The sequence below is a fragment of the Amaricoccus tamworthensis genome (assembly GCF_049800875.1).
In the GTDB taxonomy this organism is placed as follows: domain Bacteria; phylum Pseudomonadota; class Alphaproteobacteria; order Rhodobacterales; family Rhodobacteraceae; genus Amaricoccus; species Amaricoccus tamworthensis.
Map to the genome: position 1 here is coordinate 519,134 of NZ_JBNAFV010000002.1, position 26,594 is coordinate 545,727.

Below are 26,594 nucleotides of genomic sequence, written 5' to 3' on the forward strand. Positions count from 1 at the left end.
CCTAGTCAAGCGGTGCACCCAGGGCGGCGGCCATGTTGGCAATGGCGGCAAGTTGCGGTGCCGATTTGCTGAGGTGGTCGCGGCCGGAATAGCCCCACCAGTCCCAGCAGCCGTTGGGGTTGCCGCCAAACGGGTTGAACCATGGCGACGGGATTTCGATAGCCTGCGGGTACAGGATGACGATGCCGTTGGCCTCGGCCCATCGGTTGTAGCCTGTGAGCCGGGCATAGTCCTCACCAATGGTCTCGCGTCCCTGTTTGCAACCGTGGAGGGTAATGTGCAGGCGACAGGTTTCGCCCTCCGCGCAGCTCGCGGGAATATAGGCGAAAGCGGTGTCGTCCATACCCGGCGCGTTTTCCGTGTAGTCCGACTGGTCGAAGGTGACGAAGCCTTCATCCCCTGGTTCAACGGGTTGTTGGAGGTCGTCGTAGAGTTGATTGAGGATATTACCCGCCTGGTCGAAATCACAGTCGATGAGAAAATCGGGGCGGGTTTCATCGCAAGGCACGGGGCCGCGTTCGGTCACAAAGCCATGTCCAGCGTCGATTGAGGTGACATAGGCCATGTCATCGGGGCTGACACCGAGCAGCGTATAGGTCTGGCTCAGCGTATCCATGGTGACGCGTGCGACGGTATCATCGGCCTGCCCGTGGAACAGGTAGAGCCGATCGGGGGTGATGCCGTCGACGGGATCAATGAGGTTTTCCGCGGCCATGGCCTGGATCATCGAAACCGAGGCACCGGCGTCGGGCTCAATGAGAAACGGATCCATGCAGACAAAGAGCGCGCGCCAGACCGCGCCGGCCGCGCAGTCATAGGGGCCGCCAGCGACGATGCCGGCCCCGGAAATCGTGCCGGAAAAGGCGACCTGGATCTGAACGGCCATGAAAGCGCCGCTGGACAGGCCGGATACCGTGGTCGTGCCTGGTTCGAGATTGAGATTCGGCAGGGGGTCAGCGGCTGCGATGCCGCTGACAAACAGGGACAGAATCGCCGGGTGCAGCGGGTTTTTCATCGTCGATACCTCCGAAAATGCGGAAAAGACGCTGTCGGTGCTGTGCATCACATATTTTTGGGCTTCGGTTTTATACTACCTGATTCACGGACATACTGCGACTGACCGGGGGTGCTGTGAGCGTTAAAGTTGTGCCATTGCAATTAATTGGGGCAGCCCGCCCGTTTGGCGCGCAATTGCCCAAAGATTTTGCGGGTAATGGCGACAAAAACAGTTGGTGATTTTGTGCGTATTTGAGGCGCGTTTAGCATGTTTGTTTCCAATCGTGGACCGCGGGGGGATAAGGGCTGTAACGTTGTTTGGGGATTCGAAAAGCTGATCGGAGTAATACTGTGACACTCAAAGTAATCGGTGCGGGCTTTGGCCGTACGGGGACCATGTCGACCTATGCCGCGCTCAACGAGCTCGGGTTTCCCTGTTATCATATGGTTGAACTGCTCCAGAACCCGGCCAACCGCGACCACGTCGAGTTTTGGCGGCAGGTTGCGAATTCCGAGCCGGGGACCCAGCATGACTGGGAGAAGGTCTTTAAGAATTACTCGGCGGCGCTCGACAATCCTGCATGCTGTGTCTGGAAGGAACTGGCCGAGGCCTATCCGGATGCGAAGGTGCTGTTGACCCTGCATCCGCGTGGGGCCGATGCGTGGTACGACAGCACAATGGACACGATCTATTTCACGCAGAACACCTGGCAGTACAAGGTGCTGGAGATCTTCACCTCCAAGGAACGGCGGTTTGGCGAGATGGCGCGCAAGCTCATCTGGCAGCGGTTCCTGCGTGGCACGATGGAGGACCGCGAAAAGGCAAAGGCGCGGTACGAAAATCATATCGAGGAAGTGAAGGCCGCGATCCCGCCTGAGCGTCTGCTGGTATTCTCCGTTGATCAGGGCTGGGAGCCGCTTTGCGAGTTTCTGGGCGTTGAGGTGCCGGAGAAGGAATTCCCGAACGTCAACGAGCGGGCCAACCTGATGCGGTCGGTGCGTAACAGCAAAAAGCGGGCCTATAAGATTCTCGCGGCTCTTGGGGCCGGGGCGCTGGTTCTGCTGCTGATTCTGTCAGCTCTTTTCTGAGGCGCGCTCGGCAAGTTTTGCGGCGTCCCAGAGGGCGTCCATTTCCTCAAGAGTCCTTTGATCCGGCGTGCGGCCCTGGGACGCCAGGGCTGTCTCCACCGCGCCGAAGCGCCGGGTGAATTTGGCATTGGCGGCGCGCAGGGCGGCCTCCGGGTCGATTTTCAGGTGGCGGGCAAGGTTCGCCATCACGAACATCAGATCGCCATATTCCTCGATAATTTTGTCCTCGTTGCCACCGTTCATCTCGGCAACGAGTTCTTCCGTTTCCTCAGTAATTTTGTCGAGGACGGAGGTGGCATTGGGCCAGTCGAATCCCACTCGTGCCGCACGGTTCTGAAGTTTGACGGCGCGGGTCAGCGCAGGCAGCCTCGCGGCAACGCCGTCGAGGACACTGGCGGTTTCCGGTTTTTCGGCACGCTCGGCCGCCTTGATCTTCTCCCAGTCCGCGACCTGTTGTTCCGGTGACTTGTCGCGGCTGTCATCGCCAAACACGTGTGGATGGCGGCGGAGCATTTTGTCCGAGATGTCCCGCACCACATCGGCAAAGGCGAAGCGGTTTTGCTCTTCCGCCATGCGACTGTGATAGACTACCTGGAGGAGCAGGTCGCCAAGTTCCGAGCGCAGCTCGTCAAAGGCCGCGCGCTCGATGGCGTCGGCGACCTCGTAGGCCTCTTCGATGGTGTAGGGGGCGATGGTCTCGTAGGTCTGGACAATGTCCCAGGGACAGCCGGTCTCCGGCTCGCGCAGTCGGGCCATAATTTCCAGAAGACGGGGAATGCCGCCTTCGGGGTCGCGGACCAGAGCGTCCGAGGCGGTTTTGCCGGAATTTTCGTTCATGCTCTGCGCCCCGTCCTGATGCTGTTCCCGTTAGGGCCGTGTAGCGCGTGAGGTGCCTGGGATCAATGTGACGGGCATCGTGGTCAGGCCGCGGAAGTGATAGCGGTCGGCGAAGTCCGGTGGGCTGGCTAGTGTCAGGTCCGGAAAGCGGCCAAAAAGAAGCGGCAGCGCGACAATGAGTTCGCGGCGGGCCAGGGGGGCACCGATGCAGAAATGTATGCCTGCGCCGAAGGACAGGTTGGCTGCGGCGTTGGGCCGGTCGGGATTGAAGCGGTCGGGATCCTCAAAAACTGCCGGATCACGGTTTGCCGCGGCCAGGAGGCATCCAACTGTGTCGCCGCGCCGGAACCTGTGACCGAAGATCTCGACGTCGTCCTTCGCCATTCGGGTGAAGAGGTGCAGCGGCGGGTCGTGGCGGATCATTTCCTCGACGGTTTTGGCCGTGGTGGCCTCACTGGCAAACAGCTCGGTCGGATTGAGACCCTCGCTGAAGATGGAGGTCAGGCCGTTGCCAATGACGTGCACTGTAGCCTCGTGGCCCGCGTTCAGGAGCAGGATGCAGGTGGCAATGAGTTCAAGCGTGGTAAGTTTGGAGCCTTCGGATTCGGCAGAGATGAGTTCGGAGATCAGGTCATCGGACGGGGAACTGCGGCGCTGCTCCACGTAATCCCGGAGAAACGCGGTAAACTCAGCGGCGGCCTGGTCAGCGCGGTCCTCAATCTCCCGGTCGCGGCGAACCTGGTACATGGCAACCATGTCGTGGGACCATTTGAGAAGCTGGTCCGACATCTCGCCCGGTACGCCGAGCAGCCTCGCAATCACCTCGACGGGCAGGCGTTCGGCAAAGCAAGGCAGGAGGTCCACACTGTCGCCGTCCATCCGGTCGAGAAGGTTGATCGTGATGGCCTCGATGTCACCCGTAAGGCCCGCGATGCGGCGGGAGGTGAAGGCCCGCAGGACGAGTGAGCGCAGCCGCGTGTGGACCGGTGGCTCGCGGTCGAGCATGGAAAGCTCGTCGACCGCGTAGAAGTTTTTCAGGTGGGCGGGGCGTTGCGGTTTCTGGTCCTCCGCTGGTTCCCGCCCAAACCGGCGGTCGCGCAGGATGGCGTTGACGGCAGCATGACCTGCGGCACAGGGGAAGCCGTATTCCGTCCAGTGAAAAAGATCACCGCAGGCGCGGGCGCGTTTATAGAAAGGATATGGGTTCTGGACGAATTCCGGATCCCGCTGATCCTGTGAGAGTTCCTGCATGCCGCCCCCGTTCTGTCGTGACAGGCAGAGGCAGTATCATTGCGTGAGTGGTCTGGTAAGAGGGCGTCAGACGGAAATCGCGCTGGGGCCGCCCGTATCGGCAACCTCCATCGGCTCATCGACGGGGCGGCCGATCAGGAAACCCTGGGCATGGGTGAAACCGAATTCGCGAACCTGGCGCAGCTGTTTTTCGGTTTCGATGCCTTCGGCCGTGACCTTGATGCCCTGGGCGCGGGCGGACTGGATGATGGCGCGGATAAGCTCTGCCGTGGCCGGGTTTTCGAGGTCCTGGACGAAACTGCGGTCGAGTTTGATGCGGTGGTGGGGAATGCGCGAGAGGTAGGACAGCGCGCTGTAGCCCGTTCCGAAATCATCGAGGGCGATTTGGATGCCCCGGTCGATGAGGCTTTTGATGCGGCGGACGGTTCCCGGCTCCTCATTGAGCAGTACGGTCTCGGTCAGTTCCAGTTCCAGGCGTTCCGCCGGGAAGCCGCTTCGGGCGAGGGCCGCGTCAACCTGGTCGACGAATTCGGGCTGGTGGAACTGCAGCGCGGAGATGTTGACCGAGAGCCGGAAATCACCGTCCCAGCCCACGGCGTCGGAGAGGGCGCGGTTCAGCGACCAGGCACCCAGTGGCAGGATCAGACCGGAGGCCTCGGCCAGGCCGATAAACTGGGAGGGTTGCATGTTGCCGCGCTCGGGGTGGGTCCAGCGCATCAGCGCCTCATATCCGGAGACGGAATCACCGGCGAGGTCGAAATAGGGCTGATACACGATTTGCAGGCCATTGTTTTCCATGGCTTCAGCCAGATCGAGTTTCAGACGGCTGTTGTCCTGAAGTGCCGCGTCGAGCCGGGGGTCGTGCATGACGATGCGGTTGCCGCCCTCGCGTTTGCCACGGCGCAGGGCGAGTTCCGCGTGGAGGAACATGCTGGCGGCGGTGTTGTCGCCATCGAGAGCGGGCACGAGGCTCATGGTGGCCTGTAGGGAGATGTCGCGGCCATCGATGTTGTGTGCTTCAGAAACGCAGTCGATCAGCATTCCGGCAAAATCGGGTAGCTCCGGCGCCGGACGCGGCGTGATGACCAGGAAGCGGTCCGATTCGAGGCGGATCATGCGATCACCCGGGCCGAGGATGTCGCGAAGGCGGCTGCCGGTTGCGGCGAGGAGCGTGTCGCCCACCGCGGCACCAAGGGCCTCGTTGATTTCGTGAAATCGGTCGATGTCGATCAGGAGGATCGAGGAGTTGATGATCTCCATCGCATCCAGATGGGCGAACTGAACCATTCGTGTGACGCTGTTGCGCAGGGTGTCGTCGGGGATGGCTGCGGTCGAATCGTCACGCGCCTCTTTCGGGGGAACGGATTCGGGACGGGCATGGGCGATCAGCGAGGCAAAGAGCTGTGCCGTGTCCTGCATGCCCTGGGCCGCTCGGGGGCCGAGCCAGCGGCGTCGAGGATCGATCATCAGGATAAAGCCAATCGGCGCGCTGTTTCGCCAGATCGGCATGAGCGTGATGAATTCGCAGTGGATGCCGGTCTGGACCGTAGTGAGTCGGCTGGCACCGGTGGTTGCGAGCGCGTGGCGCAGGGGTTTGGGCAGTTCCGTCCAGCCCTGATGGTCATTTCGGGAAAACCGGGACTGGTTGAGCGAGAAGTCAGCGGTGGATGTCCATAATCGCGCCCCGTCGCCTTCCAGAATATAGACCCCCATTGCGGAAATCCCCAGCCGCGCTACCGCAAGTCTCAGCAGCGACATTTCCGGCCGGCCGTCTGGATTGAGAACACTCATCGCACACTTTCAACAAAATTCACCGTTAACTGTCCGAACTACAAACCGCCGCAGCATAATTATTGATTAATGGCGGAGTAATTTTTTGCCAGGTATTTGCACGGGCTTATGGTTTTTGCTGCGCTGACATGGTGCCGTGACAGGGTTGGGCTGTCAATGAATCGGCACGGTTGGGGGCGGGAAATCCCGGTGCGGTGACCGCTTCGAAAAACTGTGAAATTATTTTTGCGGAAGCGTCGTTTTGCCCCTTGTCACCCTCAAACGCTTTTGGCTATACACCGCCTCACGGATGCGGGCGTAGCTCAGGGGTAGAGCATAACCTTGCCAAGGTTAGGGTCGTGAGTTCGAATCTCATCGCCCGCTCCAATTTACCAGAACATGGACGGATACCTCCCCCCTCGGGGGCCATGTTCCGTTTTTCCTTAAAGTTTGATGCGGTTGCGCGGTGACGCTTATGGAGCGGTCAGTGGCGTGTAAGGCTCAGGTGCCGACCGGTACGAGGTGGTTGTCCCACATCAGACCATCGACCCGGCGCCGGTCGTTGGAGCCGTTTCCGAGGCGGGCTATTCCCCCGGTGCCGTCCGTCACGGTGAAACCCGTGCCGTTGGAAGCAACGCCGCAGGCGTCGGTTTGCGGGTGACTGCTGACGAAATTTCCGGTGGTTGCGTCGTAGGTCTGTACCACACCACCGCGTGGTGAGGTGACGGCTATACGCTCGCCAAAGTTGTCCATTGCAATGCTGCCGACATAGCCCTGCATTTCGCGGGTTACGTGCTCCGGGGCCGTGCAGAGAACGGGCTCGGCACCGCGTTTGTGCAGGCCCACCAGAGCGCGGGGATGTCCGGCGCTTTCCCACTGCATGCCGAAAGCGACGGTTCCGGTTTTTGACAGGGCCAGGTGGCGGATGGAGTTGAGGCGCAGGTCGCGGGGCAGGGTCACGGTTTCCGTCACCTGACCTTCCGCGATGTAGCTGAGATTGGGCTGCATGGTCGCGAGGTTCAGTTTGGCGCGGCCGCTGTCCGGATGGGTTTCAATGCCGCCATTTGCCACGACCAGCGTGTCGGTACCGGACAGGCGTTTGATGTCGTGGGGGCCAATGCCGCCGCTCTCAAACGCCGTGATGCGCCGGTAGCCGTCCGTCGCGTCCCAGACGCCGATCATGCCGCGGGCCCTGTTGTAGTCATTCTCGGACGTGAAGAGAACGGAACCGTCGGCGGAGAAGGCCCCGTGGCCATAAAAATGATGTCCCGGTAGTGAGGCAAGGCGGGATCTCACCTCGCCTGTGGCGCAGTCAATCACCAGTGCGAAAGTGCCAGGTCGCCGGGCGAAGGCCACGGCGTGGGGTTTTGTGGGATGTGCCGCAGCGGCGTGGCCGCGGGCCGGTATGGGGATGCGAAAGGCAATTTCCCGCGCGGAGGTGATGCCGCAGAGCACGAAGCCGCCATCCTGGGTTCCGGCGGCCGCGAGCCATGCGGGCATTCCCGCGCTGGCCCAGCCGGTTTTGGGAATGACGCCGGCGGCCAGCATTCCGGCGAGGAAGCGGCGGCGTGCGTTCATGTCAGTCACCATCCATGGAGTTGAACCCGGCGGCGATGCCCAGCGAGGGGCCAACGCCCTGGGAGACCACGTCACGAATGTCACCGATGGATTGCTGTAGGATTTCGACGCGCAGGCGGGACTGGGGCTGATCCACGCCCGCGAAGACGGGATCATCGAGGTTCGCGGCGAGCTTTTGGCTGCGGGCGAACACGGATTCGAGCGAGGCGCGCAGGGTCTCGTCGGTCAGGCCGAACCCGAGGGCCAGATCCTCAAGTGCCGCGAGGGACTGCTGCACGTTGCGCAGGGAACGGCCCGAGCGCCGGGCTTCGGCGCGGGCGGGTCGTGGGCGGTCGAAGGTGCCGAGAGGGCGCCCGAGACGGGTGTCGGCGGTGAATTCGAGACCGGTGGTGAGGGCCTTGAACAGTTCGCGGGCGGCTTCCTCATCAGTGTGCCAGAGACCGTCCGGCGATGGCGACAGCATCTGTTCCGACCAGACGGTATTCCACTCATCGGCCATATCGCCCGCCATTTTGGCGATGTCTGCAGTAACGGTCTGGATGAGGGTGCAGTGGTATGCCGGGTCGCCGGCTGTGGAGATGGCCTGGTCGTAGATCAGGAATTCCAGCGCATAGAAGCCGCGGGCGGCGACGGAAACCTCGGCGTAACTCTCCGGGCTTTCCGCGATGGGGTCCTCGTCCGCGATTAGTGTTGCCAGGGTTTTGGGTGTGACGCCGCGCGTGTCGGGCCAGAAGTCGAGCGCGAAGCCGCGGTCACCGGTCTCGGTCGGGCCGAAGCGCAGGTGGCTGATGCCGAGCCAGGCGTCAAATGCCGCGTTCCAGGCGGCACGCAGCTCTTCCGATTCGGGTTCACAGTGGTCAGTTGCCGTATCAGCCAGGTTTGTTGCGGCACTATCGAAGCGCTCAAAGCCGGGCAGGATGTGTTCGTTCACGATGGTCTCAACGCTTTGGGCATGGTCGTCGGCCTGGGCCGCGATCGGGAGAAGAAGGAGGATCAGGGCCAGGATGCGCATGGATTAGAGACTTTCCAGAAATCTGATGAGGGCGTCACGGTCGGATTTGGGCAGGTCCATGACCTGGTCGCGGGAGGCCTGCGCCTCGCCGCCGTGCCAGAGAATGGCCTCAAGGCGGTTCCGAGCACGGCCGTCGTGGAGGAAATAGCTGTGGCCGCTGACCTGTTCGGTCAGGCCGGTGCCCCATAGCGGCGCAGTGCGCCATTCCCGACCCGAGGCACGGCCTTCCGGGCGGTCATCGGCCAGACCCTCGCCCATGTCGTGCAGAAGCAGGTCCGTCCAGGGCCAGATGAGCTGAAAGCTTTGCGCGGGACGGTCCTTCAGGCGGTGGGTGACGAAGGCGGGACGGTGGCAGTCGGCGCAGCCGGTTTCATAAAAAACCTGTTTCCCGCGCAGAACCTGCGGGTCGCCAACGTCGCGGCGCGCCGGAACGCCGAGGTTGCGGCTGTAGAACGTCACGAGTTCGAGGCCGTCATCGTCAATCTCGAATTCCCGGTCGTCGCCGTCGCCGTGGGGCGCGTCGATACAGATCGTCTGGGTGGCCGTGCACTCGCCGGAGCCTGCAGGGTAAAGCGGCGAGGAAATGCCCATGTCGCCCGCGAAGGCCTGGGCCGCCTGCTGGCGCACGGTTGGGTTGCCGGCCTTGTGGCCGAAGCGCCCCAGCATGGGCTGGTGATATTCGTCGGACCAGACAATGCTGGCCTTGCCGGAGATGCTGTCACCATTCGCATCATCGGGATCGGCATTGGCGAGGATGTCGGCGGCGGGAATGGCCTCAAGAAGGCCCATGCCGATCATCTGCGGGGCGACACGTGGGCTGATCATGGTGTTGGGGTGCATCGGGCCGTAGCCGAGATCGGCGGCTTTCCAGTCGGGTTTGCGCAGGCTGACGGTTTCGCCGCCTGCCAGTTCCACCGGGATTTCCTCCCATGTCACGTCGAGCCTGTATTCAGCCGCGTGGCCGGTGACGGCCAGGTCCTGAAGCTGGCTGCCATAGGTGGGTTCGGGCAGGGTGGCGAACCAGCCCTCGATATCGGCGGTGATGTCCTCCGGATCGCCGGGGACCGAGACGCGCAGGAACATGGAAACGGCGTTGTCGTCGTTCGCTTCGGGCGGGTGGCCGCGTCCGTCCTTGATGTGGCAGCGCTGGCAGGAGCGGGCGTTGTAAAGCGGACCGAGGCCGTCGGAGGCCAGGGTGGAGGAGGGCGAAGAGACCCAGATTTTCTTGAAGAGTCCGTTGCCGACCTTGAAGTCCAGTTCCTCGCTGAATTCGAGATTGCCTGAGAAGTCGGAGAAAGCATCGGCGGTGGTGCGGGCGCGGACGGTGGCGGCGCCTGCGGACATTTCCTCAAACCGCTCGGCGGCAGTGAAATCCTGGGTGAGGCCGGTAACAGCCGCGATGCGTTCGCGTTCTTCCGCGGTGCGCGGTATAATGTTGAGGTGCGGCTCGTCCAGAGGGCCCGCCTGAGCGGTGCCGGGCAGGAGCGCGAGCGCCAACAGGATCGCGGTTGCCGGGGCGCGCCATCCAGAAGATGTGTGACGGGGCTGGTTGGTCATGGCGTCGTGGGTCCGGCTGCGGTCGGTATTGCGGCGTTCAATGGGCGCTTTGCCCCCGATTTGCAATATCGGAACGGCTCACATTCCGCTCACCAGGCCGGAAGGAAATTGGAGCATGGCGCGGACGGGCCGCGCCATGCGTGTTGATGAAGTTTATTGAAAAACAGCGTTGGGGTTGTCGAGGCTGTCGGAGCCCTCGAAGGCGATCTGGTCGAGACCGAGGGTCGTGACGACGCGCTCAATGGACCGGGTCTGGTCGATCAGGCCATTGACGCCACCCATGACCAGTGCTTCGCCGGCCGCGTTGCCCTGCTCAAGCATCATGTCGTAGGAGTAGCCCGCTTCCGCCGCCGTTTTGATGCGTCCGAGGGCCAGCATGGTTGCGGAGAGTTTTTCGCGCATCTCGGCATCAAGTTCCGGGTCGGTTTCAGCGACGAGGTCCGAAAGCGATGGGCCGGAAACTACCGTTCCGTCAACGCCGACATACTCACCCAGGTAGACGTTCTGGATGCCCAGACCGTCATAGTAGTGGCTGTTATGGGTATTGTCGGAGAAGCAGTCGTGTTCCTCCTCCGGGTCGTTGAGCATGAGACCGAGGCGCATCCGCTCGCCAGCCTGTTCGCCGTAGGAAAGTGAGCCCATGCCCGTCAGCATGGCGGAAATGCCCGCGTCCGGATTATCCATCAGGCCGGTACGGGCCTCACCATCGGCGCCCCACTGTGCCGTGATCCATTCGAGATCGGAGACGAGCAGGTCAGCGGCGGCCTGAAGGTATTCGCCACGACGGTCGCAGTTGCCGTTGGTGCAGTCCTCACCGGCGGCGTAGTCGGTCCAGGGACGGTTGCCCGCACCCGGGGCGTGACCGTTCAGGTCCTGACCCCAGAGCAGAAACTCGATGGCGTGGTAGCCGCTGGCCACGTTGGATTCGATACCATCAGCTTCCTGAAGCGACTCCTCAATGAGGGCGGGCGTGATTTTGGAGGCGTCAATCTCGGTGCCGGAGAGCGTGAAGCTGGGATTGGCGAGGACATTCAGGGCCGCGTATTCGTTTTCGTCGGTCGGGCCGCCATAGGAGGCATCGACGTAATCGATGAGTCCCTCGTCGAGCGGCCATGCGTTTACCTTGCCTTCCCAGTCATCGACGATGGCATTGCCAAAGCGGAAAACCTCGGTCTGCTGATAGGGTACGCGGGCCGCAAGCCAGGCGGATTTGGCCGCCTGCAGGGCTTCGGCCGACGGGTTGGCGACGAGTTCGCTGATGGCGGACTGGAGGGCTTTGGCCGTGGTCAGGCTGTCGCCATATTCAGCCTCGGCAATATTGGCGTATGTTTCCAGGACTGCACTTTTCTCGACCGCCATGACTGGCGTGGCGAGGGCGAGGCCCATGGCTGTGGAGATCAGGAAGTTGCGTTTCATTCAGTCTGTCCTTCGGTTTCAGTGCAGTGTGTTGTTGTTGGGTCTGTGCGATGGAACGCTTACGGTGGTTTTTTCTCCCAACCGCATCCGTTTGAGGGCCAGCCCGAATTCGGCGGCCAGCGACGCGACGAGCGGTGCGACATCGGGCCGTACCAGTAGCGTTGCAATGAGCAGCGCGTCCTCACGCTGGCCGTCTGCGGCAGTGGCGATGAAATTGGCAAAACAGGATTCGTCCGAGCCGAGGCAGCGGCACTCCACCGAATGGCGCATGATCGGTCTGCGCCCGTGACGGACACAGAGTTCGCAGAGGTTTTCAAAGGAGCGCAGGGCGCGGTCGCCCTGTTCCCGGCCCAGGGCCATGAAGAGGTCGGAGCGGACGCGGGCCTGTTCCCTCGATCCGGAAAACCACAGGCGCAGATAGATCACGGACGCGGCCTCAATGCCGGTCAGTTCGTCCATCACACCCACGGCCTTCGCGCCGCGCATGGGGAGGGGCTGGTTCATTTTGTCAGGATCAGTTTGCCTGCGCGGGTGATGCGCAGGGTATAGGTTTTGTCGTCCAGAACGATGCGGGCCTGAACGCCGCCCCTGGTCAGGTCGGTTGCATTCCAGGCGGGTGTTGCCGGTGCGAGCGATTCCCGGGTTGGCTTGAGAATTTCCGGTGCGGTGCGCATGTTCATCTGTCTGTTCCTTCCACCTTGACGGTCCGCTCTTTGATCAGGATCTTTCGCTCGCAATTCGCGTTTCGCACTGGCTGAGACCTTCGGGCTGTAATCTCTCGGCTTCCCAAATGAGCGGGATTACTTGATCTGGATCAAACCTGAGTAAGTTTATCGGAATAGTCAACCCGACTTTTTTGGTCGGAATAAAAAATCCGTGTTGCGGCCGGAATTTGCCGGGCATAAAAGCCGATATCTGACCGGGGTTTGGCGACGCGCCATTGACCGGTGCATATCCAGTGGCTAAGCCATTTTGACCGGCGGCCCGATATGCCGTCTTCTCTGAAAATACTGTCCTGAAAGGGCCCGCGAAGGCGGGTTGGAAAAAATGACCGACACGTGGAAAAACCGTACCAATCTGATTCATGGAGGCACGCGCCGGAGTCAGTACGGTGAAATGTCGGAAGCGATTTTTCTGACTCAGGCATTTGTGTATCCAACGGCGGAATCGGCCGAGGCGCGGTTCATTGAATCTGGCGATGATGAGTTCATCTATGCCCGGTACGGCAACCCGACCGTTCGCATGTTCGAGGAGCGGATGGCGATTCTCGAGGGAACGGAGGACGCTTTTGCGACGGCATCAGGCATGGCGGCCGTCAACGGGGCACTGTTCTCCCAGTTGAAAGCCGGGGATCACATCGTTTCGGCCCGGGCCCTGTTTGGAAGCTGTCTTTACATCACCGAGACGCTGCTGCCCCGGTTTGGCGTGGAGGTGACCTTTGTCGACGGCACTGACAACGACCAGTGGCGCGAAGCCATCCGGCCGGACACGAAACTTGTGTTCCTTGAAACCATGTCGAACCCGACGCTGGATGTGGTGGATCTGAAGGCGGTGTCCGATTTGGCCCATGCGGTCGGCGCGATGGTTGTGGTGGACAACGTGTTTGCAACACCGATTTTTCAGCGCAGCATCGATCTGGGCGCGGATGTAATCATCTATTCGGCGACCAAACATATCGATGGCGGCGGACGCTGCCTTGGCGGGATCGTGCTGGGCACGAAGGAATTTATCCGCGGCGTGTTCGAGCCGTATCTCAAGCATACCGGTGGCGCGCTCAGCCCGTTCAACGCCTGGGTAATGCTCAAGGGCATGGAAACGCTTGAACTGCGGTGTCGGGCACAGGCGCGGTCGGCTGACGCGATTGCGCGTGCACTGCAGGGACATCCCAAACTGAGCAGGGTGATTTACCCCGGGCTTGAGGATCATCCGCAGGCGGAACTGGTCCAGCGCCAGATGGATTGCGGCGGGACCATGCTGGCGCTGGAGCTTTCCGGTGGCAAGGAGGCGGCATTCCTTTTTCTGAATGCGCTCAAGGTCTGTCTGATTACCAACAACCTCGGGGACTCCAAGACGCTTGTCACGCATCCTGCCACCACGACGCATCAGCGGCTGTCGCCGAAACTGCGGGCGGAACTCGGGATCAGCGACGGTCTCATACGCCTGTCGGTCGGTCTGGAGGACGAGGCTGACATTATCGCCGATCTGATGCAGGGGCTGGATGCCTGTTAACTGTTTGATTGGAAAGTAAAGCAACATTCCTGTTATGTTCTCCGGAATGTGACTAAAGGGTGTGTTGCTTTTTTGTAACGATTAATAAATTACAAACAAATATCTGAGCATTTGATCGTCATGTGATCTATTTCCCAAAGTTTTTGTTTTCAACTTTTGGTTGAATTATGTAGGTTTTCGGCAGCTTAACGAGTGGCACCGTGCCGATGCCACGTTGGGAAAGTGGTCTTTCATCTTCTGACGAAGGTGCGGACCGAGGGAGATACCAGGTTGTATGTAGCAAATACCCAGACAGGTTCGTCCGAGTCCTCGGTAACTGAAACTCCACAGCATGAAACAGGTCAGTCAACGCGACGGCGCAGGCCGGCGGCAACGGATGCCTATCCGGACTTCAGTCGTACCTATCCGTCCGACATGCGGGTTGATGAGGCCTACCGGTCCATGCTCCCGGACCTTCAGAACGGGCCGGAAAGCCTGATCAAGGGCTCCAAAAAGAAGATCCAGCACGTCGGCATCTCCAATTTCCGTCTTCCGATCCGCTTCCGGTCGCGTGATGGCGGTGACCTGCAACTGGAAACTTCGGTGACCGGGTCGGTTTCGCTTGATGCCAACAAGAAGGGCATCAACATGAGCCGGATCATCCGGTCATTTTATGACCACGCAGAGAAATCGTTTTCGTTTGAAGTGATCGACGGGGTGCTGGATTCGTACCTCAGCGATCTCGACTCGTTCGACGCCCGCATCCAGATGCGCCTCAAGTTCCCGATGATGAAACGCTCGCTGCGGTCCGGGCTTGATGGCTACCAGTATTACAACGTGGCCCTGGAGATGGTGAAGAACGCGGATAAAACCCAGCGTATTCTGCATCTCGACTACGTTTATTCCTCCACCTGCCCCTGTTCGCTTGAACTCTCCGAACATGCCCGCCAGACCCGCAACCAGCTCGCCACGCCGCATTCACAACGATCGGTGGCGCGTGTGTCGGTGGAACTTGTGGGCGATGACGTGTTGTGGTTCGAGGATGTGGTGGATCTGTGCAACCAGGCCATCCCGACCGAAACCCAGGTCATGGTAAAGCGGGAGGATGAGCAGGCCTTCGCGGAACTGAACGCGGCAAACCCGATTTTCGTAGAGGATGCGGTTCGGTTGTTGTGTGAAAGCTTGGAACAGGATGACCGCATTGGCGATTTCCGGGTGGTGGCAAGCCATCAGGAATCACTGCACAGCCACGACGCGGTTTCCATCCTGACACACGGCGAAACCTTCCATCAGGCAAGCTTCGATCCGCGCACCTTTGACAGCCTTTATCACACCGGCTGATTCCCGGCACGATCAGTGACTTGACAGTACGCACGGGTCGGGCCAACGATCCCGAATGATTGACATCAGGCCCGTGGGATACGTGATTGGCTGGCTTGTGGCTGCGTTGGGCGGCTTCATGCTCATACCGCTGTTCACGGACCTGCATGTGGGCGACAGAAACGCCGGAGCGTTCGCGGCCTCCGCCATCCTTACCATCATGGTGGGTACGGTCACGGCGCTTGCATGCTCCAACAGCGACCGTGAGGATATTGGCGTCCAGGAAAGCTTCCTGCTCGCTACCGGGGTCTGGGCGGTTTTTCCTCTTTTTGGCGCGCTGCCGTTCTGGCTGGGCGAGCCCAATGCGTCTTTTACGGACGCTTTTTTCGAGGCCATGTCGGCCCTGACCACGACCGGCGCCACCGTGTTCACCGGGCTTGAGTACATGTCGCACAGCGTCCTGCTGTGGCGCGGAATGCTGCAGTGGTTTGGTGGGCTTGGCATCGTCGTGGTGGCAATGGTTTTTCTGCCGACTCTGAAGGTCGGTGGCATGCAAATCTTCAGGTCTGAGGCCTTCGACACGATGGGCAAAATGTTGCCACGGGCCGGTGAGATCGCCATGTCGTTGACCATGATCTACGCCGCTCTGACCTTCGGTTGTTTCATGGGCTACACTTTTGCGGGGATGGGCTCGTTCGATGCGCTGGTGCACTCGATGACCACGGCCTCAACCGGCGGAATGGCCAATCAGGACAGTTCCTTCGCGGAGTTTAATGCCGCGACACATTACGTCGCGATCATCTTCATGATCCTCTCGGCGCTTCCGTTCGTGCGGTTTTTGCAGTTGATCAACGGCACGGCCATGCCCTTTTTCAGGGATACACAGATCCGGACATTCATTCTGGTTCTGGCTGCTTTCGTCCTGATCCTCTCCATCGATTATGCCCTGGAAGCCGAGGAGGCATTTGGCGAATCCGCACTGCGGGAGGTGATCTTCAATATCGCCTCCATCTCCACCGGGACGGGGTATTCGAGCGCGGACTATCAGCTCTGGGGACCGACCGCGGCGGCGATGTTCTTCGTGCTCGGCCTGTTGGGCGGTTGTTCAGGATCAACGGCCTGTTCGGCCAAGATCTTCCGCTACCAGTTGATGTTTTCGGCGGTTTCGGCGGCGGTGAAGCAGCTTCACAGCCCGAACCGGGTCTATACCCCGCGATATGAGGGCCGGCCGGTGTCCGATGACATTCTGAATTCGGTCATGGTCTTTTTCATGTTCTTCTTCCTGACCATGGCGGTGTCAGCAATCCTTCTGATGATGATCGGGCTCGATCCGGTGACCGCCGTATCGGGTGCGGCCACTGCAATTGCCAATATTGGGCCGGGTCTGGGCGATGAAATCGGGCCGGCCGGGAATTTCTCCGGGCTTCCGGCGGCGGCCAAGTGGGTTCTTGCGACCGTGATGCTGATCGGGCGGCTTGAACTGATGTCGGTTTTCGTGCTGTTCACGGTGGCCTTCTGGCGCGGCTGAGGGCGCCGGTCCTGATTGACCTCAAGCGTGTGGCTGCTAAAGGGTCATCTCGAAATCCGTATCTGACACCGGACCTGTTTACATGGCAAATGCAGCCCCCCGAAGCTTTCAGGAAATCATCCTCCGCCTGCAGTCCTACTGGGCGCAAAAAGGCTGTGCGGTTTTGCAGCCTTACGACATGGAGGTGGGTGCGGGGACGTTTCATCCGGCAACGACACTGCGTGCGCTCGGGTCCAAATCCTGGGCTGCGGCCTATGTACAGCCCTCGCGGCGGCCGACCGATGGACGGTATGGAGACAACCCCAACCGTCTGCAGCATTATTACCAGTACCAGGTTCTGATCAAACCGTCGCCGCCGGATCTGCAGGAGTTGTACCTTGGCTCTCTGGAAGCCATCGGGATCGACAATACGCTGCACGACATCCGGTTTGTTGAGGATGACTGGGAAAGCCCGACACTCGGAGCCTGGGGGCTGGGCTGGGAGGTCTGGTGCGACGGGATGGAGGTGAGCCAGTTCACCTATTTCCAGCAGGTGGGCGGCCATGACTGTTCGCCCGTATCGGGGGAACTGACCTACGGTCTGGAGCGGCTGGCGATGTATGTGCTCGGCGTGGATCACGTGATGGACATGCCGTTCAACAATCCCGACGCGCCGATCCCCCTGACCTATGGCGACGTGTTCCGTCAGACCGAGCAGGAGTACTCGCGCTGGAACTTCGATCAGGCGGATGTGGAAACGCTGCTGCGCCATTTTGAGGATGCCGAGGCCGAATGCGGACGTATTCTTGCGGCCGCGGACACGGACGACGCGGGCCGCCGGATCGTTATGGCGCATCCGGCCTATGACCAGTGCATCAAGGCAAGCCATACGTTCAACCTGCTCGACGCACGGGGCGTGATTTCCGTTACGGAACGCCAGGCTTACATCGGCCGGGTGCGGGCGCTGGCGAAGGCCTGTGCGGACGCGTATCTGACCACGGACGCGGCAGGCGGCGCGGAGGCGTGAGCGGTCGCAGGCTGATCCTGTGGTTCGGGGCTTTCGTCGCGGTGTTCGCGGTAGCCCTGGTTTATTTCCAGTTCTTCGCCTTCTACGACAGGGATCAGGAAAGCGATGAGCTTGTGTTTGGCGGGACCGTGATCCCCGTGTCGAATATCGATATGATTGATGCCCCGACCTCTCCACTGAAACTGCGGGCGTGCTTTGAGGCGGATAGCTCGGTGTTCGCAAGCATGCCGATAGCGGAGAAACCGGTTCCCCTGACACCACCACCCTGGTTCGGGTGCTTTGATGCCGAGCGCATTACCAGGGATCTGGAGGATGGCACGGCTGATGCAAAACTGGTGGCCGGCGAGAACCCTGAAGGGTTTGACGTCATGGCGGCGGTTTACCCTGATGGTTCGGTCTATCTGTGGCGGCAGTTGGGCGAGGAATTCGCGGAATAAACCGCTGTTCGGGTTGGGGAGACACCATGTCTGAAGCATCGGATGCGAAACATCGCAGACTTCAGGAACTTGTGGATGACATCGTCGCCCGGCTCGCAAAGGAAACCGAGCGGGGAGAGGTCGCGGACTACATTCCTGAACTTGCCAAAGTGGATCCCAACCGGTTCGGCATGGCGATTGTGCCGGTGGACACCGGGCGGGCCGTGGTGGCCGGGGACGGTGATGTGCCGTTTTCAATCCAGAGTATTTCCAAGGTCTTTTCCCTGACGCTTGCCCTGGAAAAGGTGGGCGAGGCGCTCTGGAAACGCGTCAACCGGGAGCCGAGTGGCGATCCATTCAACTCCATCGTCCAGCTTGAATACGAGAAGGGCGTGCCGCGGAACCCGTTCATAAATGCCGGCGCCATCGTGGTTGCGGACGTGATCATGGAGGGTCTGAGCCCAAAGGATGCAACCAATGACATGCTGGGTCTTTGCCGCAGGCTGGCCCATGACGGGTCGGTGTACGTGGACCGGAACGTGGCCCGGTCCGAGCGGCTGACCGGTGCGCGCAACCGGGCTCTCGCGCAGTTTATGGCGGCGGAGGGCAATCTGCGCGGCAGTGTTGAGGATGTGGTGACCACCTATTTCAATCACTGTAGTATCGCGATGACCTGCCGCCAGCTGGCGACGGCGGGGATGTATCTGGCCTGTGCCGGTATACCCATCGGGGCAACGGATGCCTCCATCAACGCGGACCGGGCGCGGCGCCTGATGGCGTTGATGATGACCTGCGGGCAGTATGATGCCTCGGGTGAGTTTGCGTTTCGGATTGGCATCCCGTCAAAAAGCGGCGTTGGCGGTGGTATTCTGGCCGTTATGCCAGGTGTGGCCTCCATCGCCGTATGGAGCCCGGGGCTCGATGCCAAGGGCAATTCCCTGCTCGGAACGCGGGCTTTGGAAGAACTGGTCCGGGCTACGGGCTGGTCCGTGTTTGGCCGCATACCGGACCGCGACTGACGGCACCGGCCGTGACGGACGCTGTTGTCCTGTTTTGACTTGACCTTGGGCCGCGCATCCGCTTTTGCGTGAGCCGCCTCCAGGAACCCCAGGAAGACTGAAATGCCCGATCTTTTGTTGGAACTTTTTTCAGAGGAAATCCCCGCACGGATGCAGGACGCGGCTGCGGCGGATCTGATACGACTGGTCACCAATGGCATGGTTGATCGTGGGCTGACCTATGCCCATGCGGAGGCGTTTGCGACACCACGGCGTCTCGTTCTGGCGGTTGAGGGGCTGGCGGATGGTTCGCCCGCCGTCAATGAGGAGCGCAAGGGTCCACGCGTTGGCGCGCCCGAAAAAGCTCTTGAGGGCTTCCTGCGCTCGACAGGTCTGACGAAGGACCAGCTCGAGGTGCGTGAGGTCAAGGGCGCTGAGGTATACTTCGCCGTTACTCAAAAGCCCGGCCGGACCGCGGAGGAGATTGTGGCGGAGGTCGTGGACCATGCCGTGCGGAATTTCCCCTGGCCCAAATCCATGCGCTGGGGTGCGGGAACGTTGCGCTGGGTGCGGCCGCTGCATTCGATCCTGTGCATTCTGAGCGATGAGTCGGAGAGCCGTGTGGTTGGTCTCGAAATCGACGGAATAAAGGCCGGCAGCGTAACCCGTGGCCACCGTTTCATGGCGCCGGATGCGTTCTCCGTTTCGTCCTTCGAGGACTACCAGGTGAAACTGGCCCGGGCGAAAGTGAAACTCTCGGCCACGGAACGGCAGGACGCCATCTGGCACGACGCGACGCAGCTTGCTTTCGCGCAGGGCCTTGAGGTCGTGGAGGACAGGGGACTTCTGCGTGAGGTTGCCGGTTTGGTGGAATGGCCGGTTGTTTTGCTTGGCAAAATCGAGGAGCGGTTCCTCGATCTGCCGCCGGAGGTTTTGCAGACCTCCATGAAGGAGCACCAGAAGTTCCTGTCCGTGCGTGAGCCGGAAAGCGGAAAAATCGTTGCCTATATCGTGGTGGCAAACCGCGAGACGGCTGACGCGGGTGCGACCATTCTCGATGGTAACGCTCGGGTCCTCGCTGCGCGCCTCTCTGATGCCGTGTTCTTCTGGGAAAACGATCTGCGTACGCCTCTGGAGGACATGACGTCGAAGCTCGACAGCGTGACTTTCCACAACAAACTTGGAACGCAAGGACAGCGCATTGGCCGTGTCGCTTCTCTTGCCCGTCAGATAGCCCCTGATGTTGGAGCCGACCCCGGACTTGCCGAACGCGCGGCGCATCTAGCCAAGGCAGATTTATCGAGCGAAATGGTCTACGAGTTCCCTGAACTTCAGGGTACCATGGGTTATTACTACGCTTTGCGGGCGGGAGAGGACGGCGCAGTGGCATCCGCCGCAGCCGAACATTACTCGCCTTTGGGTCCGAGCGACGTTGTTCCCACCGCCCCTATCTCGGTGGCAGTCGCGCTCGCTGACAAACTCGATATGCTGACTGGCTTTTGGTCTATTGAACAAGTTCCTACTGGATCAAAAGACCCCTACGCACTCCGGAGGGCCGCTCTCGGAGCTATAAGACTGATACTAGAATCGAACGTTCGAATTAAGCTTCGAGATTTGATTGGCAATTTGATTTTAGACCACAAGATGAAAGCCATTTATGATTTAGAATTCACTAGTGAGCCTGAACTGTCTTTCCTTGAAGAGCTGAGATCGCAACTTGTTGCTTCTGGAATGAGAGATTTCGAGAAAAAAGCTGAGCTACTGATTGAAGATTTCTCAAATCGCACGCCGCCTGTAAATGTTTCGGATTCCAATTTGGTGCATGACGTCGTAGGAAACGTAATAGTTTATTCGGAAGATCTGCTTGGCTTTTTCGCGGACCGGCTGAAGGTCTACCTGCGGGACGAAGGCATTCGGCATGACGTGATCGACGCCTGCTTCGCGCTCGGTGGACAGGACGACCTCGTGCCACTGGTGGCGCGGGTGCGGGCGTTGCAGGAGTTCCTGGGCACGGATGACGCGCCGAACCTGCTGGCCGGGTACCGTCGCGCCGTGAACATCCTCGAGCGTGAGGAGAAAAACGACGGGATTGAGTACTCGCTCGACCCGGACATCAACTTCGCGGAAACCGACAGCGAAAAGGCTCTGTTTGCGGCCCTTGACCGGGCGGACGCCGACCTGCGACCGGCGCTCGCGGCGGAGGACTACGCGGCTGCGATGACGGCGCTTTCGGCCCTGCGCGGTCCGATTGACGCGTTTTTTGAGGACACCAAGGTCAATGCCGACAGCCCGACGGTACGGCGCAACCGGCTTTGCCTGCTCAACCGGGTGCGTCGGGTTATGAACCAGGTTGCTGTCTTCTCCAGCCTGGATGGATAAACCGGTGGCGTGAGTGCCCGGCCATTTAGGCTTTGTCGTTTGGTGTTTCGGCGTTATGTTGCGGCGCAATGAAACACGATCAGAAACTCGATGCCACCGCGTTGCCCGTCATCGGACTGGACGCGGGTGAAGCCGTTTCTCCCGGGTATTATGGCCGCAGGGCGGCAATGCTGGCGCGGCTTCAGGCATTGGGTTTGCCGGTTCCGGACGGGTTTGCACTGTCCTTTGAAACCGTCAACAACCTGGCGCAGGGCGGGCCTCTGCCGCCTCTGCCGGAACTTCGTTCAGGAAAACCGGTCATCGTGCGCAATTCCCCGGGGCAACGGTCCTGGGGCGGTTCTCCAGGCGGCAAATTCCTTGGAGTAAACCCTTTTGAACCGGACGCCCTGATCGAGCTGATGGGCGAGGTGCCGGCGTTTGAGGTCTGTTTGCGGCTCGTTTCCGGGTATTCCAAAGAGGTTTTCGGCTTTGATCCGGTCAGTCCGGAGGCGGGTGCCGATCCCGTGTCCCTGCGCGATGACGTGGCGGCCGCTTTGGCGGAATTTGAAACTTCGATTGGCCAGTCGTTTCCGCCCGATCTCCACAGTCAGATCGCGGGACTGGCGCGTGCCAAGGCCACGATGTGGTACTCCGTCTCCACGCGCGTTCTGCGCGAGGCAAAAGGTGCGCCGGCTGACGCCGGGCTCGGGCTGATCGTGCAGGAAATGCCGCTGGGGCAGGGCGAAACAGTCACGGGCGAGGTCCAGTTCGTCGACAGCGGTGACGGCCGACCGGGTGTCTTTGGAGTGGCCCGTCCGCTGATGGACCGTAAAGCGGGGCGCGAACCCGACCGGTCCGGAAATGACCTCAAAGACGTCAGTGCGGAAGCTCTGGAACGGCTGCGCCATGCGGCGGACATGATCGGACGCGACACCGGCGATGCCATGCGGGTTAGTTTTGTCCTGAACGGAGATGATGTCAGTATCGTCGATGCTGTTCCCGTCAGACGTAATGCCCGTGCCGACGTGCGTATTTCAGTCGATCTGGCCAAGGCAGGACGTATCAGCCGCGAGCATGCCATTCTCCGCATTGATCCGGTAAGCCTTGGCGAGCACCTTCACCAGCAGATCGCACCTGATTTTCAGCGCGACCTGTTCGGCACGGGGTTTGCCGCCAGTCCGGGCGCGGCGACGGGCCGCATTGTGTTTCGGGCCGAGGACGCCCAGTCGGCGGCCGCGCGTGATGAGGCGACCATCCTCGTCCGCAGCGAAACCGGTCCGGAGGACATCCGGGGCATGCACTCGGCACAGGGCGTTCTGACCATTCACGGCGGTAATTCGAGCCACGCCGCGGTGATCGCCCGTGGTATAGGTCTTCCCTGCGTTGTAGGCGCCAGCGGATTGCGGATTTCGTTTGAGGACCGAACCCTGACTGCGCCAGGCGGGCGGGTGCTTCGGGAAGGTGACTGGATCACCATAGACGGGACCAGTGGCGAGGTTCTGGTTGGCTCGGCCAATATGATACCGCCCGAAATCGGCGGGCCGTTGCATGACCTCTTGAACTGGGCCGATGAGGTCCGGGCGCTGGAGGTGCGTGCAAATGCCGACACGCCGGCTGACGCAAGGACCGCGAGGGAATTTCGCGCGGACGGCATCGGGCTCTGTCGCACCGAGCACATGTTTTTTGAGGATGATCGCATTGGCGTAATGCGGCGGATGATATTGGCGGAGGATGACAACCGACGGCAGGACCTTCTGGATCGTCTTCTGCCGATGCAGCGCGAGGACTTTGTGCAGATGCTCGAGATCATGCGCGGCCTGCCCGTAACCATCCGTCTGCTAGACCCGCCACTGCATGAGTTTATGCCGACCGGACCGGATGACGTGGCCGAGTTTGCCGCCGCGGTGAACATGCCGGTTGAGCGGTTGAAAGCACGTCTGCGCGAACTCTCCGAAGTTAACCCGATGCTGGGTATGCGCGGTGTGCGTCTGGGTGTCGTCATGCCGTCGATCTATGAGATGCAGGCGCGCGCAATTTTTGAGGCACTCATTGAGGTGAACCGCACGCCAGGCAAGCGGGCGGTGCCGGAGATTATGCTGCCACTGGTCACGGCCAACCGTGAGGCCGAGCTGATCCGGGCGCGCATTGATGCCGTGGCGCAGGCCGTCCAGCGTGAAAGCGGCATGTCGTTCGAATATGGCGTTGGGATCATGGTCGAAACGCCGAGGGCGGCGCTCAGGGCCGGGGATTTGGCGGAAACCTCGACTTTCCTGTCCTTCGGCACAAATGACCTCACCCAGATGACCTATGGCCTTTCACGGGACGATGCGGGCCGGTTCATGCGGGAATATGTTAGCCTCGGAGTGTTTCGCGAGGATCCGTTCCGCACGCTCGATATAGAGGGGGTGGGCGAACTGCTGCTGACCGCCGCCAGGCGCGGCAGGGAGCGCAATCCGGCAATCGTACTTGGGCTCTGTGGTGAGCATGGGGGCGATCCTTCGTCGATCCGGTTCTGTCAGGTTGCCGGTTTTGATTACGTGTCCTGTTCGCCCTATCGGGTGCCTGTCGCGCGCCTGGCGGCGGCGCAGGCGGAACTGCTCAGCCGGGATGCTGGACGGAGCCACGAATCCCCTGACGCCTGATTCTGCCGATTCCCCGGGTGGAGTTCGGATTGTCCAGAGCGAATCCCGGAAGGCTCTTCGAAGTCCCGGAGTCCAGTAATAAATTTCATCAAAGTTAATGCGGCCGCCAGATGAGTAGCGATCGCCGCAAAAAGAGTTAAAAACAGATTAATTTCAGTAGCATTTCGTTTTACTTTTTTAACCATTCAGTAGGCATGGGCAGGTTTCCGCTCATTTTTTGAAAATAGTAGACTCATTGTTGCCGGTTCTGGCACAAGGCACTAAATGCCTAGCCCGATTGTGCGGTGCAGCATGACGGGGCCGCATTGGCGGCTGGCAGAGGGAAGTGACTGGATGTTGAAAGATTTTGTGCGCGGTCGCCGTGTATGGACAGTTTTGGCCGCGGTTTCGGTAGTTGTGGGTCTGACCCTGGAATCCACGGGTGCGTCCGCTGAGAACACGTCCGCGAAATCCCTGTCCGAGCAGTTTGTCATGGCCATGAAGGCCGAGACCCGTGGCATGGATACCAACGGCAAGCGCAGGATCAGTGAGTTTGCGACAGCCATGCGCCCAATGGCGCGGTCGGAAAGTACCGTAACGGTTGCCTCACGTTCGATGCCTGCTGACCTGTCGGTGTCTACCCTGGACGCGATGAATGCAACCACCGGCGATGCCGAGTGGCAGTGCCTTGCAACAGCAATCTATTATGAATCCCGTGGTGAACCGCTGGCAGGACAGATTGCCGTAGCCGAGGTCATTCTCAACCGTGTGGATTCCCGCCGTTATCCCAATTCGATCTGTGCCGTGACCAACCAGGGGGCGGGGACCGGCCGTCGTGACTGTCAGTTTTCCTTCGCCTGTGACGGGCGCAGCGACGTCATGACCAACGCGGTGCCGCGTGCACGGTCCGAGAAACTGGCCACACTGATGCTGCAGGGTCGTCCACGTCTGGTGACTGATGGCGCCACGCATTTTCATGCGACCTATGTGCGCCCGTCCTGGTCGCGTCGCCTGACGCAGACCGCCGCAATCGGACGCCACATTTTCTACCGTCTGCCAACCCGTTCCGCCCAGAACTAGGTTGCGTGATGACTGACCCGATTGCCGGGTCAGTCCGCGAAGTTCTGCGCGAGGTAGAAGTCGCCGCAGGCCGCGCCTTTAGGGTCAACTCCAATACCGCTTCCGATGCGCCTGAAATCCCTCGACAATAGGGATTTGCGATGTTTCGGTGAAGCCATCCAGCGGTTCACAACCTGCTGCGCCAGGCTGGCATAGGTGTGACGGGGCACAGGTTCCCTGGTGTCTCCATAGGTGAAGTTGCACCCGCTGTAATTCGCTGAAATGGGCCGGCCCAGCAGCCGGTACACCTTGTCCATCGCAATGTTTTCGCCGGCCATGCGGAATTTGACCTGTTGGCGTTTGATGCGCTGGCTCAGGTTGCGCTGACCGCGAACCGGCAGTTCATGGCTGTGCTGTCTCAGGCGGGCCATGTTTTTCGCATGATCGCTGGCGGCCTTCGCCAGATTTGGATCCGCGGCAAGCGGAGCGCGACCATTTTGTTTCCGGATCGAGTTCGAGAACAGAAGAACAGCCTCATTGAAGAGGTTCTGGTCAAGACGCTGCGGTTCAATGGTCCGGTTGAGGTGCTTTGGAACAGATCCGGCGCTGGCGTTCGGTCCATTCAGGACGAACGCCGCCATCATGCAGGTTGCGAATATCAGCTTCCGGCTCATGGTTCTCTGTTCTCCCGGTTTTGGCCTCTGTTGCTTCGGGCGCATGACCTGGCCCGCGACATCATCCTGACCTGAACAGCCTGCCCAAACCTTAACATTTGCGGCCTTGGCGGGGCCAATGTTAATTGCGGTTAACGGGCATTTACTTTGCATATGCGCCGCGTTGCCGTATGGTATTGGCATCAATTTAGCCAGGCGGTCGGGGTGTGGCCTCCTGTTATTTTCGTAATTTGGGAGAGAGGGTGCCGAAATGGCGAGTTCACCTGCTGTCTGCAACTTTGGCTGGAAAGCGGTGCCGTTTGAGTTGCCGGATACGGAGGGTACCCTGTGGACCATCAACCGCCTCAAACGCAGGCATGGTCTTCTGGTCGTTTTTATCTGCAACCACTGCCCATATGTGATTGCCATTGCCGATCGTCTCAGGCCGCTTGCGGCCGACCTGCGGGACCTGGGCATCGGCATTGCCGCAATCTGTTCCAACTCAGCCGTGACCCATCCGCAGGACAGTTTTGAGAACATGGGCAAGTTCGCCCGCGAACACCGGTTCGATTTTCCCTATCTTCACGATGCCGATCAGCGGGTGGCACGGACCTGGGGCGCGGCCTGCACGCCGGATTTCTTTGGGTTCAATGGTGATCTGGAACTGCAGTACCGGGGCAGGCTGGATGACAGTGGGAAGAGCCAGACGCCTGGCGCCCGGCCGGAACTCCTTGAAGCCATGAGACTTGTTGCGGAGACGGGCAAGGGCCCGGAGCGCCAGGTACCCTCGATGGGCTGCTCCATCAAATGGGAGCTTGCCTGAACACACCGTTTCCCGGTGTGGTAAGACATTGCCGCTCATCCCGGTTTCGGGCTATTCCATGGTACCCGGGCAAGTCCCGGCAATGGATGCTGTATGAA

At 60.5% G+C, this 26,594-nt stretch carries 22 protein-coding genes and 1 tRNA gene; 12 read left to right on the forward strand and 11 right to left on the reverse strand.

What is annotated here, in order from left to right; genetic code table 11:
• Window position 1: 1 nt before the first annotated feature.
• Window positions 2–1,015, reverse strand: a complete 1,014-nt coding sequence (locus ACP15P_RS06840) for an extracellular catalytic domain type 2 short-chain-length polyhydroxyalkanoate depolymerase (protein ID WP_424927760.1) — start codon at window positions 1,013–1,015, stop codon at window positions 2–4.
• A gap of 332 nt (window positions 1,016–1,347) precedes the next feature.
• Between ACP15P_RS06840 and ACP15P_RS06845 the strand changes: the two genes are divergently transcribed.
• Window positions 1,348–2,085, forward strand: coding sequence for a sulfotransferase family protein (locus tag ACP15P_RS06845; RefSeq protein WP_424927761.1), 738 nt, complete (start codon window positions 1,348–1,350; stop codon window positions 2,083–2,085).
• On the opposite strand, the gene mazG is transcribed toward ACP15P_RS06845, so the two are convergent.
• The 3 genes from mazG to ACP15P_RS06860 all read right to left on the reverse strand — a co-directional run bounded on the left by mazG (window position 2,071) and on the right by ACP15P_RS06860 (window position 5,964).
• Window positions 2,071–2,922: a nucleoside triphosphate pyrophosphohydrolase gene (mazG, locus tag ACP15P_RS06850; RefSeq protein WP_424927762.1), complete on the reverse strand. Its 852-nt coding sequence runs from the start codon at window positions 2,920–2,922 to the stop codon at window positions 2,071–2,073. The genes ACP15P_RS06845 and mazG overlap by 15 nt on opposite strands.
• Before the next feature lie 30 nt (window positions 2,923–2,952).
• The gene (locus ACP15P_RS06855) at window positions 2,953–4,173 is read right to left on the reverse strand and encodes a cytochrome P450 (protein WP_424927763.1); all 1,221 of its coding nucleotides are present in this window, start codon (window positions 4,171–4,173) and stop codon (window positions 2,953–2,955) included.
• A 66-nt stretch (window positions 4,174–4,239) separates the two neighbouring features.
• Window positions 4,240–5,964, reverse strand: coding sequence for a putative bifunctional diguanylate cyclase/phosphodiesterase (locus ACP15P_RS06860; RefSeq protein WP_424927764.1), 1,725 nt, complete (start codon window positions 5,962–5,964; stop codon window positions 4,240–4,242).
• A gap of 291 nt (window positions 5,965–6,255) precedes the next feature.
• Between ACP15P_RS06860 and ACP15P_RS06865 the strand changes: the two genes are divergently transcribed.
• Window positions 6,256–6,330: transfer RNA gene (locus tag ACP15P_RS06865), tRNA-Gly, on the forward strand.
• Window positions 6,331–6,444: 114 nt separating this feature from the next.
• Here the strand turns inward: ACP15P_RS06865 and ACP15P_RS06870 are convergent.
• The 6 genes from ACP15P_RS06870 to hemP form a co-directional block, all read right to left on the reverse strand.
• The gene (locus ACP15P_RS06870) at window positions 6,445–7,521 is read right to left on the reverse strand and encodes a DUF1513 domain-containing protein (RefSeq protein ID WP_424927765.1); all 1,077 of its coding nucleotides are present in this window, start codon (window positions 7,519–7,521) and stop codon (window positions 6,445–6,447) included.
• A gap of 1 nt (window position 7,522) precedes the next feature.
• Window positions 7,523–8,533 carry an imelysin family protein gene (locus tag ACP15P_RS06875; RefSeq protein WP_424927766.1) on the reverse strand — a complete coding sequence of 337 codons (1,011 nt, stop codon included), beginning with the start codon at window positions 8,531–8,533 and terminating at the stop codon, window positions 7,523–7,525.
• A 3-nt stretch (window positions 8,534–8,536) separates the two neighbouring features.
• Window positions 8,537–10,090 carry a di-heme oxidoreductase family protein gene (locus tag ACP15P_RS06880; protein ID WP_424927767.1) on the reverse strand — a complete coding sequence of 518 codons (1,554 nt, stop codon included), beginning with the start codon at window positions 10,088–10,090 and terminating at the stop codon, window positions 8,537–8,539.
• A gap of 153 nt (window positions 10,091–10,243) precedes the next feature.
• Window positions 10,244–11,506 (reverse strand): imelysin family protein, encoded by a 1,263-nt coding sequence (locus tag ACP15P_RS06885; RefSeq protein WP_424927768.1) that lies wholly within the window; start codon window positions 11,504–11,506, stop codon window positions 10,244–10,246.
• Window positions 11,507–11,524: 18 nt separating this feature from the next.
• Complete coding sequence (locus ACP15P_RS06890; protein ID WP_424927769.1) at window positions 11,525–12,010, reverse strand: hypothetical protein; 486 nt, start codon at window positions 12,008–12,010, stop codon at window positions 11,525–11,527.
• Window positions 12,007–12,186: a hemin uptake protein HemP gene (gene hemP, locus ACP15P_RS06895; RefSeq protein ID WP_424927770.1), complete on the reverse strand. Its 180-nt coding sequence runs from the start codon at window positions 12,184–12,186 to the stop codon at window positions 12,007–12,009. The genes ACP15P_RS06890 and hemP overlap by 4 nt, the downstream gene beginning before the upstream one ends.
• Window positions 12,187–12,553: 367 nt before the next feature.
• Here hemP and metZ point away from each other — a divergent pair, with 367 nt between their 5' ends.
• From metZ to ACP15P_RS06940, 9 genes are all read left to right on the forward strand, one after another.
• Window positions 12,554–13,735 (forward strand): O-succinylhomoserine sulfhydrylase, encoded by a 1,182-nt coding sequence (gene metZ / locus ACP15P_RS06900; protein ID WP_424927771.1) that lies wholly within the window; start codon window positions 12,554–12,556, stop codon window positions 13,733–13,735.
• Window positions 13,736–13,957: 222 nt separating this feature from the next.
• Window positions 13,958–15,055 carry a GTP cyclohydrolase FolE2 gene (gene folE2 / locus ACP15P_RS06905; protein WP_424927772.1) on the forward strand — a complete coding sequence of 366 codons (1,098 nt, stop codon included), beginning with the start codon at window positions 13,958–13,960 and terminating at the stop codon, window positions 15,053–15,055.
• Between the two features lie 55 nt (window positions 15,056–15,110).
• Window positions 15,111–16,562, forward strand: coding sequence for a TrkH family potassium uptake protein (locus ACP15P_RS06910; protein WP_424927773.1), 1,452 nt, complete (start codon window positions 15,111–15,113; stop codon window positions 16,560–16,562).
• 82 nt (window positions 16,563–16,644) lie between these two features.
• Window positions 16,645–17,568, forward strand: coding sequence for a glycine--tRNA ligase subunit alpha (locus ACP15P_RS06915; protein ID WP_424927774.1), 924 nt, complete (start codon window positions 16,645–16,647; stop codon window positions 17,566–17,568).
• Window positions 17,565–18,005 carry a DUF6446 family protein gene (locus ACP15P_RS06920; protein ID WP_424927775.1) on the forward strand — a complete coding sequence of 147 codons (441 nt, stop codon included), beginning with the start codon at window positions 17,565–17,567 and terminating at the stop codon, window positions 18,003–18,005. Before ACP15P_RS06915 ends, ACP15P_RS06920 begins: the two co-directional genes overlap by 4 nt.
• Window positions 18,006–18,031: 26 nt before the next feature.
• On the forward strand, window positions 18,032–19,003 hold the full coding sequence (locus ACP15P_RS06925) for a glutaminase (protein ID WP_424927776.1): 972 nt from the start codon (window positions 18,032–18,034) through the stop codon (window positions 19,001–19,003).
• 102 nt (window positions 19,004–19,105) lie between these two features.
• Window positions 19,106–21,361, forward strand: coding sequence for a glycine--tRNA ligase subunit beta (gene glyS, locus ACP15P_RS06930; protein WP_424927777.1), 2,256 nt, complete (start codon window positions 19,106–19,108; stop codon window positions 21,359–21,361).
• Window positions 21,362–21,429: 68 nt separating this feature from the next.
• A complete protein-coding gene (locus ACP15P_RS06935; RefSeq protein WP_424927778.1) occupies window positions 21,430–23,982 on the forward strand; it encodes a putative PEP-binding protein in 2,553 nt (850 codons plus the stop codon).
• 333 nt (window positions 23,983–24,315) lie between these two features.
• Window positions 24,316–25,041, forward strand: coding sequence for a cell wall hydrolase (locus tag ACP15P_RS06940; protein WP_424927779.1), 726 nt, complete (start codon window positions 24,316–24,318; stop codon window positions 25,039–25,041).
• Window positions 25,042–25,070: 29 nt separating this feature from the next.
• On the opposite strand, the gene ACP15P_RS06945 is transcribed toward ACP15P_RS06940, so the two are convergent.
• Window positions 25,071–25,694 carry a CAP domain-containing protein gene (locus tag ACP15P_RS06945; protein ID WP_424927780.1) on the reverse strand — a complete coding sequence of 208 codons (624 nt, stop codon included), beginning with the start codon at window positions 25,692–25,694 and terminating at the stop codon, window positions 25,071–25,073.
• Between the two features lie 250 nt (window positions 25,695–25,944).
• Between ACP15P_RS06945 and ACP15P_RS06950 the strand changes: the two genes are divergently transcribed.
• Window positions 25,945–26,496: a thioredoxin family protein gene (locus ACP15P_RS06950; RefSeq protein ID WP_424927781.1), complete on the forward strand. Its 552-nt coding sequence runs from the start codon at window positions 25,945–25,947 to the stop codon at window positions 26,494–26,496.
• Window positions 26,497–26,594 lie beyond the last annotated feature (98 nt).